This window comes from Streptomyces sp. NPDC050263 (assembly GCF_040655955.1).
Lineage (GTDB): Bacteria > Actinomycetota > Actinomycetes > Streptomycetales > Streptomycetaceae > Streptomyces.
The window spans coordinates 42077-55418 of sequence record NZ_JBFAKW010000034.1 but is presented as its reverse complement, the minus strand read 5'-3'; the positions used below and the strand labels follow the sequence as shown (position 1 = coordinate 55418).

Sequence of the window (13342 nt, the reverse complement as noted above, 5' to 3'; positions counted from 1 at the left end):
GGGTTGTGGGTGGCTGGTCGCGCACACGCGGCGGAGCAGCACGTCGACACAGCCCCGCGCCCCTGAGGGCGCGCATGCCGAGCCCGTCATGCCAAAAGGTCCATGCAGTCGAACGATGTGCCCGGGCTCAGGTACGCGGTGCCGGTCTGGCCGCTCACGATGTTGAGCTCGAGGACGTTGTACTGGGCCGCGTCCGTCTTCCAGGCGGTGGCCGGGACGTTGTACGTGAATGTTCGACTGCCTGAACGCCGATGCCTCAAGTGCGTGGGGGTGTCGTACGCCTTGTGGTCGTCACCGGTGAGGAAAGAGTTGCCGCCGTTTCAGAAGTTTCTCTAGGAGTCGCCCTCGTCGCTCTCGTGGGAGGCGAAGTCGCCGCCCACGGAGCCCTGTTGCTTGTCCGACGTGCCGGTGACCGCGTAGGTGTCGTCCTTCGCGTCGCGGCCGCCGCGGTCGTGGTCGTACTGCCCGGCGAACACCCACTCGCCGACGGGGACCGTACGGCCGTCCTTGAGGACCCATGTGTAGACCAGGAAGCCGTCCCGCTCGGCGACCGTGAACGTGAAGTCGTCCTCGGGCAGCGAGCGCCAGGCGCCCGCCGACGAGACGCCGCCGGTCTGCGCGACCTTCAACTGCACGGTGAGCTCGGTGAGCACCTCGGACGACCTCAGCGTGATGTTGCTCTGCGCCCAGAAGTCGTTGCTGTGCGGGTCGACCGAGCCGTCCGACCACAGGGGGCCGTCCTGCACGTCGCTCGTGCCCGGCAGCATCGCGACCGCGGGCGCGGAGGGCGTCGCCCGGGGGCTCTTCGGCGCGGAGGTGCTCGGCCGCACCGGGTCCTGCCCGCCGGTGCCGGCGCTCGGCGTGGCCTTCGGGGAGGAGGGCGGGCGGCTCGTCGCGTCCGGGGACTCGACCGGCGGCGAGGAGACGGAGACCGTCTGCTGCGCCGGAGTGCTGTCACCCTTCACGGCGGACGCGACCGCGTAGCCGCCGATCGCCAGCATGCCCGCGACCGCCGCCGTGGCGCCGACGATCCGCGTCCAGCCCCACAGGGCCGGGCGGGTCGCCCGGTGATCGTGGTCGAACCGCTCCTGCCCCTGTGTCTGTCCCGCCATGCCGCGCTCGACCCGCGCCAGGATGCGCGCCCGGTCGGGCTCGTGCGCCTCGGCCGCCTCGTGCAGCCGGGCGCGCAGTTCGTCGTGCACGTCCCGCTGCATCGTCATCGGTCCCTTCCTCCGGTCTGACCGGTGCGCGCCATCGCAGGCACCGTGAGCGGAGTTCCCTTGGCGCCGAGCAGCTTCTGCAACTCGGCCATCCCCTTCGAGGTCTGGCTCTTCACCGTACCCACCGAGACCCCCAGGGCGAGCGCGGTGTCCTTCTCCGAGAGGTCGAAGGCATGCCGGAGCACCACACAGGCCCGTTTGCGGAACGGAAGTCTACGCAGCGCGGACTGCACGTCCACCACGCCCGCGACGTCGGGGTTCTCCGTCTTCTCCTCGCGCTGCGACCAGAACAGCGCGATCCTGCGGCGCTCACGGACGGCGCTGCGGATGCGGGTGCGGGCGAGGTTGGCGACGACGCCGCGGGCGTACGCCACCGGGTGGTCGGCCGCCCGGACCCGGTCCCAGCGGTTCCACAGCGCGAGGAGCGCGTCCGCCGCCAGGTCGTCGGCGGCGTCGGCCTCACCGGTCAGCAGGTGGGCGAGCCGGGACAGTTCGGCGTAGTGGCGGTCGAAGAAGGCATGGAATTCCACCGAGGCGGCGTCGTCGACGACTGTGCCCACGGGTGACCTCTTCTCGCGTGACTGTGCATGTCATATGGATGACCTGCGGACTTCCCGGGGAGGAGTCGGGGGAGATCCGGAAGCGTAGCAGTGATCCAACTCCCGGATTGGTACGGGGGTTCGAGCGTCAAGTGGCCGCAGGGAGCTGCGCGGGGGCCCGATTCCGTAACACGGCGAAAACCTGAGCACGGTTCAACAAGGGAACAATCCAGCCAGCATCCGCACCGATCATTCAGGCAGCAAGGAGTTGCACGTGAACAGCGTCGACCGGTTCTTCAGGGTCTCCGAGCGGGGGTCCACCTTCGGCCGGGAGATACGCGGCGGCTTCGCCACGTTCTTCACCATGGCCTACATCCTTGTCCTGAACCCCATCATCCTGGGCAGCGCGAAGGACAAGTTCGGGCACCAGCTCGACGCCGTCCAACTCACCACGGCCACCGCCCTGGTGGCCGCGGTCATGACGATCATCATGGGCGTCGCCGGCAACCTGCCCCTCGCGCTCGCCGCCGGCCTCGGCCTCAACGCGGTCGTCGCCTTCCAGATCGCCCCGCTGATGAGCTGGGACGACGCGATGGGCCTCGTCGTGCTGGAGGGCCTGCTGATCTGCGTGCTGGTGATGACCGGTCTGCGCGAGGCCGTCATGCACGCCATCCCGCAGCCGCTGAAGCAGGCGATCAGCGTCGGCATCGGCCTGTTCATCGCCTTCATCGGCTTCGTGGACGCCGGGTTCGTCACCCGCATCCCCGACATCGCCGGCACGACCGTCCCCGTGCAGCTCGGCGGCACCGGCACCCTCTCGGGCTGGCCGGTCCTGGTCTTCTGCCTCGGCGTGCTGCTGACCGTCGGACTGCTCGCCCGCAAGGTCAAGGGCGCGATCCTGATCAGCATCGTCACCATGACGGTGCTCGCGATCGTCATCAACTCGATCGCCGACATCAAGGCCTGGGGCCTGACGACGCCGTCCTGGCCGGACAAGATCGTCGACACCCCGGACTTCGGGCTCCTCGGCCACTTCAGCCTGTTCGGCGCGTTCAGCGAGACCGGCGCCGTCACCGTCGTCCTGCTGATCTTCACGCTCGTGCTGTCCGACTTCTTCGACACCATGGGCACCGTCGTCGGCATCAGCGCGGAGGCCGGACTCCTCGACGACAAGGGGCAGGTGCCCCAGCTCGGCCGTGTGCTGCTCATCGACGGCGCGGCGGCGGTCGCGGGCGGCGCGGCCTCCTCGTCCTCGGCGACCTCCTACATCGAGTCGGCGGCCGGCGTCGGTGAAGGGTCGCGCACCGGGTTCTCCAACCTGGTCACCGGCGGCCTGTTCGCCCTCGCCCTGTTCCTGACCCCGGTCCTCACCATCGTCCCGCTCCAGGCGGCCGCCCCGGCCCTGGTCACCGTCGGCTTCCTGATGATGACCCAGGTCAAGAACATCGACTGGGACAAGTACGAGATCGCCATCCCGGCGTTCCTGACCATCGCCGTGATGCCGTTCACGTACTCGATCACCAACGGCATCGGCGCGGGCTTCGTCGCGTACGTGCTCATCCAGACGGTGCTCGGCAAGGCGAAGGACGTGCACTGGCTGTTGTGGGGGGCCTCGGCGCTGTTCCTGGTGTACTTCGGCATCGATCCGATCGAGCAGGTGCTCGGCGTGAAGTAGTACGTCTCGCGGCGCGACCGGCTGAGGTTGGCCGTGGCCGGTCGCGCCCACGCGGCGGAGCCGCACAGTGATACAGCCCCGCACCCCTGGGGAGTGCGCCCCAGGGGGTCACTTGAGCGCTGCTTGCATCATCGCCTTCGCCACCGGGGCCGCCAGGCCGTTGCCGCTCACCTCGGAGCGGGCCGCGTCCGACTGCTCGACCACCACCGCCACGGCGACCTGCTTGTCGGAGGTGTCGGACTTCCCGTAGGACGTGAACCAGGCGTACGGCGCCTTGCTGTTGTTCTCGCCGTTCTGGGCCGTGCCCGTCTTGCCGCCGACGGTGACGCCGCCGATGATCGCGTTCGTGCCCGTGCCCTTCTCGACGACCGTCTGCATCGCCGACTGCAACTGCTCGGCGGTGGAGGAGCTGACGATCTGCGTGCTCGTCGCGTCGTCGTCGTAGTCCGTCAGGACATCGCCGCTGCCGTTGGTGATCTGCGAGACCATGTGCGGCGAGACCAGCTTGCCGCCGTTGGCTATGGCGGCCGACACCATCGCCATCTGCAACGGGGTCGCCGTCACGTCGAACTGGCCGATGCCGGTCAGGGCGGTGGACGACTCGTCCATGTCGGACGGGTACACGCTCGGGTACGCCCGTACCGGCACGTCCTGGCTCTTGTCGTTGAAGCCGAACTTCTCGGCCATCGCCCTGAGTTTGTCCTGCCCGAGCTCGACGGCCATGTGCGCGAACACGTTGTTGCAGGAGTACTGGAGCGCGACCCGGATCGTGGCGTTCTCGCAGGGCGCGGACGTGTTCTCGTTCGCCAGCACCGTCCGCGTGCCTGGCAGGGTGTACGGGTCCTCGCTGTCGGTCTTCTCGTCCACCGACGAGTACAGCCCGTCCTCCAGCGCGGCGGCCGCCACCACCAGCTTGAACGTCGAGCCCGGGGCCAGCGGCTGGCGCAGCGCCCGGTTGGTGAGCGGTTTGTCGGAGTCCGCGTTCAGCGACTTCCACGCCGTCCCGGCGGTGTTGGCGTCGGTCAGCGACGAGGGGTTGTACGACGGGGTCGACACGACCGCGAGGATCTCGCCGGTCGTCGGGTCGATCGCGACGGCCGCGCCCTTCTTGTCCCCGAGCGCGTCGTACGCGGCCTTCTGCACGGCCGGATCGATCGTCGTGATCACGTTGCCCGGGTCGGCCCGCTTGTCCGTGACCGTGTCCAGCACGGTCTTCAGCCGGGTGTCCGTGCCGTTGAGGAGGTCCGCGTAGATGCCCTCCAGCTGGGTGGGGGCGTAGGACTGCGAGGCGTAGCCCGTCACCGCCGCGTACAGCTCGCCGTCCGTGTACGTGCGCTTGTATCTGAGGTCGCCGCTGGTCGTGGCGGCCGAGCCGGTGATCGCCTTTCCGGCCACGATGATGTTCCCGAGCGGCTCCGAGTACGTCTCGATGGCGTTGCGCCGGTTGTCTGTGTCGTCCGCGAGCGCCTGTGCCTCGTAGAACTGCACCCAGGTCGCCCGGAGCAGCAGGGTGAACACCAGCAGCAGCGCGAAGACCGAGGCGCGCCTGATCGTCTTGTTCATGGCGAACAGAAAGACGAACGGGCGGGAACGGTTCGTTCCCGCCCGCCCGTTTTTCTCATCGTCCGTTCATCTGGCCGTCGGAGGCGTCTGCGGTCGGTTCAGCTCTCCAGGCGCAGCACGATCTCCTCGATCTCCGCGCCGCGCGCGTTCGCGTACCCGGCGGCCCGGGCGGTGGCGCGGAAGCCGCACTTCTCCAGGACGCGCAGCGAACCGGCGTTGTCGGCGGCCGCCCGCGCGAACAGCGGACGCTCCGGGACCTCGGAGAGCAGGGCCGACAGCGCCGCCGTGGCGATGCCCTGGCCCCAGTACGCCCGGTCCACCCAGTACGTCACCTCGCGCTCGCCCGGCTCCCCGTACACCGCCGTGCTGCCGACGACGTCGCCGTCGGCCAGGATCGTGCGCAGCACGGCGGACGAGGCGCGGATCTTCTCCCAGTGGGCGTCGAAGGCATCCCGGTCGGCCGGGTCCTGCGGGGTGAAGGCGGCCATCCGCAGGGCCTCGGGGTCGTTTTGCTGACGGTAGAAGACCGGCAGGTCGCTGTCGTGTACTCGGCGCAGATCGATCAGCATGCCTCAGAGCCTACGGGTCGCCAGTGTCAGCCGGTCGCGCGCGTCGAACAACGCGTCCTTCACCATCTGTTCGTGCGCCGGAGTGAGCCGCGCGACCGGCACCGAGCAGCTGATCGCGTCCCGGGCCGGGGTGCGGTAGGGGATCGCCACGCCGAAGCAGCGCAGGCCCAGGGTGTTCTCCTCGCGGTCCACCGCGAAGCCCTGCTCACGGACCTGGCGCAGCTCCTCGATGAGTGCCTCCCGGTCGGTGATCGTATGCTCGGTCAGTGCCGGCAGCGTCTCCGGGAGCAGCTTGCGGACCTGCTCGTCGGGATACGTGCTCAGCAGCGCCTTGCCGAGGGAGGTGGAGTGCGCGGGGAGCCGGCGGCCGACCCGGGTGAAGGGACGCAGATAGTGCTGGGACTGGCGGGTCGCGAGGTAGACGACGTTCGTGCCGTCGAGCCGCGCCAGGTGGATGGTCTCGGTGGTGTCGTCCGAGAGCCGGTCCAGCGTCGGCCGGGCCGCCGCGACCACCTCGTCGCCGTCGATGTACGACGTGCCGACGAGCAGCGCCCGTACGCCGATGCCGTACCGCGTGCCCGTCGCGTCCGTCTCGACCCAGCCGAGCTCCACGAGCGTGCGCAGCAACATGTAGAGACTGGACTTCGGATATCCGACGGCCTCCTGGACCGACGCGAGGGAATGCATTCCGGGGCGGCCGGCGAAGTATTCCAGCAGCTCAACCGTCCGCACCGCGGACTTGACCTGTGCTCCGCCCCCCGTCTCGCCAGCCGACATCGCCCTTGACCCCTTCGTTCGACGGGAAATACGCTCCGACAGCATATTCATCATCAGAGACAGCGTTCAGCATATCGAACGACCCTGGTGAATGAGCCAGTACCAAACGTGGAGGGACCCGCGGTGGCAGCAGCACCAGTCTGGAGTGTCGACCCCCGAACCGGGAAGCAGCGTGAACAGGTTGCGGTGGAGGCAACGGCCCAGGAGGTCGACACCGTCGTCCGCGCCGCGCACGACGCGCGCGCCTCGCTCGCCGACCGCACCGTCCGCGCCGCGTTCCTGCGCTCCGCCGCCGACCGGCTCCAGACGGCCAAGGACACGCTCGTCGAGGTGGCCGACGCCGAGACCGCGCTCGGCCCGGTCCGGCTGACCGGCGAGCTCGCCCGCACCTGCTACCAGCTGCGCGCGTTCGCCGACATCGTCGACGAGGGCGCCTTCCTCGACGTCGTCATCAACCACCCCGACGGGGCCGCCACCCCGCCCATCCCCGACCTGCGCCGCTACAAGGTGCCGCTCGGCGTGGTCGCCGTGTACTCGGCGTCCAACTTCCCCTTCGCCTTCTCCGTCGTGGGCGGCGACACCGCGAGCGCGCTCGCGGCCGGCAACCCGGTCGTCGTCAAGTCGCACCCCGACCACCCGGCGCTGTCCGAGCTGGTCGCCAAGGTGGTGCGCACCGCCGCCGCCGAGCACGGCATCCCGGAGAGCGTGCTCGGTCTGGTGCACGGCTTCGAGGCCGGCGTCGAACTGATCAAGCACCCGCTGGTCGCCGCGGCCGGCTTCACCGGTTCCATCCGGGGCGGCCGCGCGCTGTTCGACGCGGCGGCGGCCCGCCCGGTCCCGATCCCGTTCCACGGCGAGCTGGGGTCGCTGAACCCCGTCGTGGTGACGGAGGCGGCCGCGGTCGAGCGCGCCGAGGACATCGGCGCCGGACTCGCCGGGTCCATGACGATGGGCGTCGGCCAGTTCTGCGTCAAGCCGGGCCTGGTGCTCGTGCCCTCCGGCGCGGCCGGCGACGGGCTGGTCAAGTCGCTGACGGACGCGGTCAGCGACACCGACGCGGGCGTGCTCCTCGACCACCGGATGCGGGACAACTTCATCGCCGGGGTCGCCGAGCGCGCGGAGCTGGCCGACGTGGAGTCGCCGGTCACGCCCGGCGCGGGCGGCGAGCACACCGTCAGCGCGGGGTTCCTGACCGTGCCCGCGGCCCGGCTCGCCGCCGAGGGCGCGCATGATCTCCTCCTCGAGGAGTGCTTCGGGCCGGTCACCGTCGTGGCCCGCTACGAGGACGAGGGTGAGGTCAGGGCCGTGCTGTCGCGGCTGCCGGGCAACCTCACGGCGACGGTTCAGCTGTCCGAGGGGGAGGCCGCCGGAGAGGGGCGCGGCGTGGAGATCCTCGCGGAGCTCACCCCGCTGGCGGGGCGCGTTCTCGTGAACGGATGGCCGACGGGCGTCGCGGTGGCCCCCGCGCAGCACCACGGCGGTCCGTACCCGGCGACGACGTCCACGTCCACCTCCGTGGGCGGGACGGCCATCGAGCGGTGGCTGCGGCCCGTGGCTTACCAGAACACGCCTGCGGCGCTGCTGCCGGTCGAGCTTCGGGACGAGAACGAGCTGGGGCTGCCGCGGCGGTTCAACGGGCGCTTGGAGCGGTAGCGCTCCGCGGGTGCGCCGTTGGGGGGTCCGTCCTCCGTCTGGATAATCAGTGCATGGACGTCACACTGCCCGAACTGCCTTTCCCTCTTCGTACCTATGGGCCCGACGGGCACTGGTCTCATGAGGGCGGGGTGTTGACCGGGTGGGCCGGGGCTCGGCAGGACCGGTTCGTGCCGCCCACCGGGGAGGCTTTGGACCCCGCCGCCGACGCGCCCCGGCTGCTGGGCGCGCCCGAGGGGGACTTCCAGTTGATCGCCCGCGTCACCGTGGGGTTCAACTGGGCGTTCGACGCGGGCGCGTTGTACGTCCAGGTCGGCGAGCGGGCCTGGGCCAAGCTGTGTCTGGAGTACTCCCCGGATGTGGCGACCGTCTGCACGGTGGTCACCCGGGGGCACTCCGACGACGCCAACTCCTTCACCGTGGAGGGGAGTTCGGTCTGGCTGCGGGTGAGCCGGACCGGTCGTGCCTTCGCCTTCCACGCCTCCCGGGACGGCAAGCGCTGGACCTTCGTCCGGCTGTTCACGCTCGGTGAGGAGAAGGAGACCGGCGCGGCGCTGGTCGGCTTCATGACGCAGTCGCCGATGGGGGAGGGGTGCGTCGTGACCTACGACCACCTCGAGTTCCGCACCGACTGGCCGGACGACCTGAGGGACGGCAGCTGAGCGCGGCTCGGCCGAGCGCGGCTCGGCGCGGGGAGACGGCGGGAATGAAACGAGCTGATTGAAGGTTCACCCAAATATCGGTCACCCCGATATAACCGGTGATCCGATACATCAGTCACCCGATACATCCGTCACCCGACCTGAAGAGAGCCGAGAGATGCGCGTCGAGATCTGGAGCGATATCGCCTGCCCCTGGTGCTACGTGGGCAAGGCCCGCTTCGAGCAGGCGCTCGAGGCCTTCCCGCACCGCGACCAGGTCGAGGTGGTGCACCGCTCCTTCGAGCTGGACCCCGGCCGTGCCAAGGGCGATGTCCAGCCCGTGATCAAGATGCTCACCAAGAAGTACGGCATGAGCGAGGCGCAGGCGCGGGCCGGCGAGGAGAACCTGGGCGCCCAGGCCGCGGCCATCGGCCTCGACTACCGCACCCGGGACCGCGACCACGGCAACACCTTCGACATGCACCGGCTGCTGCACCTCGCCAAGGAGCAGGGCCGCCAGGACGAGCTGATCCAGATCCTCTACCGGGCGAACTTCGCCGAGGAGCGGTCCGTCTTCTCCGAGGGCGACGAGCGGCTCGTGGAGCTGGCCGTCGAGGCCGGTCTCGACGCCGAGGCCGCCCGCAAGGTGCTCGCCGACCCGACCGCCTACGCCGACGAGGTCCGCGCCGACGAGCGCGAGGCCGCCCAGCTCGGTGCGAACGGGGTGCCCTTCTTCGTCCTGGACCGCGCCTACGGCATCTCCGGCGCCCAGCCCGCCGAGGTCTTCACCCAGGCCCTGACCCAGGCCTGGGGCGACCGCTCCCCGCTGAAGCTGCTCGACGACGGCGGCGCGGAGGCCTGCGGCCCGGACGGCTGTGCCGTGCCCCAGCACTGAGACGCGCAGGTGGGAGCGGAATTATAAGCGTTGCTTAGGGGTTTTGCGTAAGAATTCGCAATGGACTGAGACTTCTCCCGGCCGCAGAGTGGAGCCATGGAGACCTTCGAGACCCTCGTCCGCGCCGAGTTCGCCCCGAAGCACACGTATCTGAACACCGCGAGCAACGGCCTGCTGCCGGCCCGCACCGTCGCCGCGCTGCACACGGCGGCGCTGCTGCGGGCCGAGGGCCGGCCGCTGACTCCGCTGTACGAGGACGTGGAGGCCTGCCGGGCCGCGTACGCCCGGCTGGCCGGCGTTCCGGCCGACCGGGTCGCGCTCGGCGCCTCGGTCGCCGCGCACACAGGTCTGATCGCCGCCTCGCTCCCCGCGGGCGCGGAAGTCCTCACCGCCGAGGACGACTTCACCTCCGTGCTGAACCCGTTCCACGTCCGCGGCGACCTCAAGGTCCGCGCCGTCCCGCTGGAACGGATCGCCGAGTCGGTGCGGCCCGGCACCGCGCTGGTCGCCGTCAGCGCGGCCCAGTCCGCCGACGGCCGAATCGCCGATCTGCCCGCGCTGCGCGAGGCGGCCCACGCGCACGGGGCCCGCACCTACGTCGACTTCTCCCAGGCCGCAGGCTGGCTGCCGATGGACGCCGACGCGTACGACTACACCGCCTCGGTCTCCTTCAAGTGGCTGCTCGGCCCGCACGGAGCGGCGTTCCTCGTCGTCCCGGAGGACTTCGGCGGGCTGACGCCGGTGCTGGCGGGCTGGGTCGCGGGGGAGGAGCCGTGGGACAGCTGTTACGGCCCCGTCGCCGAACTCGCCCACTCCGCCCGGCGGTTCGACCTCAGCCACGCCCTGTTCACGTACGCCGGTCTGCGGCGCTCCCTCGACCTCATCGAGGAACTCGGCGTGGCCGCCGTCCACGCCCACGACCTCGCCCTCGCCGACCGATTCCGCACGGGCCTGGCGGGCCTCGGCCACGCACCGGTGCCCGCCCCCGGCTCGGCGATCGTCTCCGTGCCCGGACTCGGCGTCCGCCAGCCCGAGTTGAGCGCCGCGGGCATCGAGGTCTCCCACCGCGCGGGCAACCTGCGCGCCGCCTTCCACCTGTACAACACGCCCGCGGACGTCGACCGCCTGCTGGACGTGCTCGCGGGCTGACCCCCCGGCCGACGGCCGGGGGGTCAAGGCCCGAAGCGGTCAGCGCACCGGGGTGAAGTCCCGGGCGCCGATGAACTCCGGCCGTCGGATCGGCGCCGCGAACGGCTCCGCGGCCGTGTTCTCCACGCTGTTGAACACGAGGAACACGTTGCTGCGCGGGAACGGCGTGATGTTGTCGCCGGACCCGTGCATGCAGTTGCAGTCGAACCAGGTCGCCGAACCGGCCTCGCCCGTGAAGAGCCGGATGCCGTACTCGCTCGCCATCTCGGTCAGCGCCTCGTCCGACGGCGTGCCCGCGTCCTGCATCTGCAGCGACTTCCTGTAGTTGTCCTCGGGGGTGGCCCCGGCGCAGCCGAGGAACGTCCGGTGCGAGCCCGGCATGATCATGAGCCCGCCGTTGGTGTCGAGGTTCTCGGTCAGCGCGATCGAGACGGACACCGTCCGCATGTTCGGCAGCCCGTCCTCGGCGTGCCAGGTCTCGAAGTCGGAGTGCCAGTAGAAGCCGCCGGCCCCGAAGCCCGGCTTGACGTTGATCCGCGACTGGTGGACGTACACGTCCGAGCCGAGGATCTGCCGGGCCCGCCCGGCGACCCGCTCGTCGCGGGCGAGGGCGGCGAAGACGGGGCTCAGCTTGTGCACCTCGAAGACGGACCGGATCTCCTTGGACCGCGGCTCGACGATCGACCGCTCGTCGGCCCGGATCGCCGGATCGGCGACGAGCCGCTCCAACTCCCGCCGGCAGACGGTCACCTCGTCGTCGCTGATCAGCTTCTCGACGGCGAGGAAGCCGTCGCGCTCGTAGCGCTGGAGGCCGTCCGACGGGATCGGACCCGCAGTGTCGGGGGAGCCCCAGACGACGGGGTCCTGACGGGGGACGGACACCTCGGCGGCGCCACGGGTGGGGTAGAGATCGGTGAGCGTGGTGGTCACGGTGCTCACACCTCCTCGGGCTCGGTCAGCAGGGGATAGACGCCGTTCTCGTCGTGGTCCTCCCGTCCGGTCACGGGCGGGTTGAACACGCAGAGGCAGCGGAAGTCCTCCTTGACGCGGAGCGTGTGCCGCTCGTGCCCGTCGAGGAGGTACATGGTTCCGGGCGTGATGCGATGCGTCCGCCCGGTCTCGTGGTCGGTCAGCTCGGCCTCGCCCGCCGTGCAGACGACGGCCTCGACGTGGTTCGCGTACCGCATCGACGTCTCGGTGCCGGCGTAGAGAATCGTTTCGTGCAGCGAGAACCCGACCCGTTCCCGGGCCAGCACGATGCGTTTGCTCTCCCAGGTGCCGGATGCCGCCCGCACATGGCGGTCGGTGCCTTCGATGTCCTTGAACGAACGGACGATCATGACGCCCCTTTCTGTCAGACGGTCTCGCGGACGGCCCGGGCGACGACGCTCAGGCCCTCGTCCAGCTCCTCCGGGGTGATGGTCAGGGCCGGCAGCAGCTTGACGACCTCGCTCTCCGGACCGGACGTCTCGATCAGCAGCCCGAGTTCGAAGGCCCGCTTGGCGACCCGCCCGGCCCGCGCCTTCTCGTGGAACTCCAGGCCCCACACCAGACCGCGGCCCCGGTACTCCTTGACGTCGGCGAGGTTCTCCTCGGTGATCGAGATGAGTCCCTGCTCGATCTGCTCGCCACGCGCGCGGGTCTGCTTCTCCATCGCGGACCCGTCGGCCCAGTACGTCTCCAGAGCGGCCGTGGCGGTGACGAAGGCCGGGTTGTTGCCGCGGAAGGTGCCGTTGTGCTCGCCCGGCTCCCACACGTCCAGTTCCGGCTTGAACAGGCAGAGCGACATGGGCAGTCCGTAGCCGCTGATCGACTTGGACACGGTGACGATGTCCGGGACGATGCCGGCCTCCTCGAAGGAGAAGAACGCTCCGGTGCGCCCGCAGCCCATCTGGATGTCGTCGACGATCAGCAGCATGTCCTGCCGCTCGCACAGCTCCTTGAGCGCGCGCAGCCACTCCGGCCGCGCCACGTTGATGCCGCCCTCGCCCTGCACGGTCTCGACGATCACGGCGGCGGGCTTGTTGAGCCCGGACCCCTGGTCCTCCAACAGCCGCTCGAACCACAGGAAGTCGGGGATCCGGCCGTCGAAGTAGTTGTCGAACGGCATGGGCGTGCCGTGCACCAGCGGGATCCCGGCGCCGGCCCGCTTGAACGCGTTTCCGGTCACGGCGAGCGAGCCCAGCGACATCCCGTGGAACGCGTTGGTGAACGACACGATGGCCTCGCGCCCCTTCACCTTCCGCGCCAGCTTCAGCGCGGACTCCACGGCGTTGGTGCCGGTCGGGCCCGGGAACATGACCTTGTAGGGCAGGTCACGCGGGCGCAGCACCAGATCCTGGAAGGTCTCCAGGAACGACCGCTTGGCGACGGTCGACATGTCGAGCCCGTGCGTGACGCCGTCCCGCAGCAGATAGTCGATCAACGCCCGTTTGAGTACCGGGTTGTTGTGGCCGTAGTTGAGAGACCCGGCGCCGGCGAAGAAGTCGAGATACCGATGACCGTCCTCGTCGTACATGCGGCTGCCCTGCGCACGGTCGAACACGGCGGGCCAGCCGCGGCAGTAGCTGCGCACCTCGGACTCGAGGGTCTCGAAGACGCTGAGGTCGGGCTGGGTGATGCTCACGACGAAACACTCCTCGGTGTGGGGGTGTGGGGGTG

At 70.1% G+C, this 13342-nt stretch carries 13 protein-coding genes; 5 read left to right on the top strand and 8 right to left on the bottom strand.

Translation table 11 applies throughout. The features are described 5' to 3' along the window. Positions 1-332 precede the first annotated feature (332 nt). Together AB0J04_RS17990 and AB0J04_RS17985 are read right to left on the bottom strand one after the other, a co-directional pair. Positions 333-1220 (bottom strand): hypothetical protein, encoded by an 888-nt coding sequence (locus AB0J04_RS17990; protein ID WP_363169426.1) that lies wholly within the window; start codon positions 1218-1220, stop codon positions 333-335. Then, positions 1217-1780, bottom strand: a complete 564-nt coding sequence (locus AB0J04_RS17985; protein ID WP_363169425.1) for a SigE family RNA polymerase sigma factor — start codon at positions 1778-1780, stop codon at positions 1217-1219. The genes AB0J04_RS17990 and AB0J04_RS17985 overlap by 4 nt, the downstream gene beginning before the upstream one ends. 253 nt (positions 1781-2033) lie before the next feature. Here AB0J04_RS17985 and AB0J04_RS17980 point away from each other — a divergent pair, with 253 nt between their 5' ends. Further along, complete coding sequence (locus AB0J04_RS17980) at positions 2034-3434, top strand: NCS2 family permease (protein WP_363169424.1); 1401 nt, start codon at positions 2034-2036, stop codon at positions 3432-3434. Between the two features lie 108 nt (positions 3435-3542). On the opposite strand, the gene AB0J04_RS17975 is transcribed toward AB0J04_RS17980, so the two are convergent. The 3 genes from AB0J04_RS17975 to AB0J04_RS17965 form a co-directional block, all read right to left on the bottom strand. Then, positions 3543-4997: a penicillin-binding transpeptidase domain-containing protein gene (locus AB0J04_RS17975; protein ID WP_363169423.1), complete on the bottom strand. Its 1455-nt coding sequence runs from the start codon at positions 4995-4997 to the stop codon at positions 3543-3545. Positions 4998-5095: 98 nt separating this feature from the next. Next, the gene (locus AB0J04_RS17970; RefSeq protein WP_363169422.1) at positions 5096-5566 is read right to left on the bottom strand and encodes a GNAT family N-acetyltransferase; all 471 of its coding nucleotides are present in this window, start codon (positions 5564-5566) and stop codon (positions 5096-5098) included. Positions 5567-5569: 3 nt separating this feature from the next. Further along, positions 5570-6343: an IclR family transcriptional regulator gene (locus AB0J04_RS17965; protein WP_363169421.1), complete on the bottom strand. Its 774-nt coding sequence runs from the start codon at positions 6341-6343 to the stop codon at positions 5570-5572. 123 nt (positions 6344-6466) lie between these two features. Here AB0J04_RS17965 and AB0J04_RS17960 point away from each other — a divergent pair, with 123 nt between their 5' ends. The 4 genes from AB0J04_RS17960 (at position 6467) to AB0J04_RS17945 (ending at position 10681) form a co-directional block, all read left to right on the top strand. Beyond that, positions 6467-7996 (top strand): aldehyde dehydrogenase (NADP(+)), encoded by a 1530-nt coding sequence (locus tag AB0J04_RS17960; protein ID WP_363169420.1) that lies wholly within the window; start codon positions 6467-6469, stop codon positions 7994-7996. 53 nt (positions 7997-8049) lie between these two features. Beyond that, the gene (locus tag AB0J04_RS17955; protein ID WP_363169419.1) at positions 8050-8658 is read left to right on the top strand and encodes a DUF1349 domain-containing protein; all 609 of its coding nucleotides are present in this window, start codon (positions 8050-8052) and stop codon (positions 8656-8658) included. A 157-nt stretch (positions 8659-8815) separates the two neighbouring features. Continuing rightward, positions 8816-9532 (top strand): DsbA family oxidoreductase, encoded by a 717-nt coding sequence (locus AB0J04_RS17950; protein ID WP_363169418.1) that lies wholly within the window; start codon positions 8816-8818, stop codon positions 9530-9532. 96 nt (positions 9533-9628) lie between these two features. Then, positions 9629-10681: an aminotransferase class V-fold PLP-dependent enzyme gene (locus tag AB0J04_RS17945; RefSeq protein WP_363169417.1), complete on the top strand. Its 1053-nt coding sequence runs from the start codon at positions 9629-9631 to the stop codon at positions 10679-10681. Between the two features lie 39 nt (positions 10682-10720). Here AB0J04_RS17945 and thpD read toward each other — a convergent pair whose 3' ends face one another. From thpD to ectB, 3 genes are read right to left on the bottom strand one after another with little or no spacing between them, the layout of a single operon-like run. Continuing rightward, a complete protein-coding gene (gene thpD / locus AB0J04_RS17940; protein ID WP_363169416.1) occupies positions 10721-11620 on the bottom strand; it encodes an ectoine hydroxylase in 900 nt (299 codons plus the stop codon). Beyond that, positions 11617-12021: an ectoine synthase gene (locus AB0J04_RS17935; protein ID WP_363169415.1), complete on the bottom strand. Its 405-nt coding sequence runs from the start codon at positions 12019-12021 to the stop codon at positions 11617-11619. The genes thpD and AB0J04_RS17935 overlap by 4 nt, the downstream gene beginning before the upstream one ends. Positions 12022-12035: 14 nt before the next feature. After that, on the bottom strand, positions 12036-13307 hold the full coding sequence (gene ectB, locus AB0J04_RS17930) for a diaminobutyrate--2-oxoglutarate transaminase (protein WP_363169414.1): 1272 nt from the start codon (positions 13305-13307) through the stop codon (positions 12036-12038). Between the last annotated feature and the right edge of the window lie 35 nt (positions 13308-13342).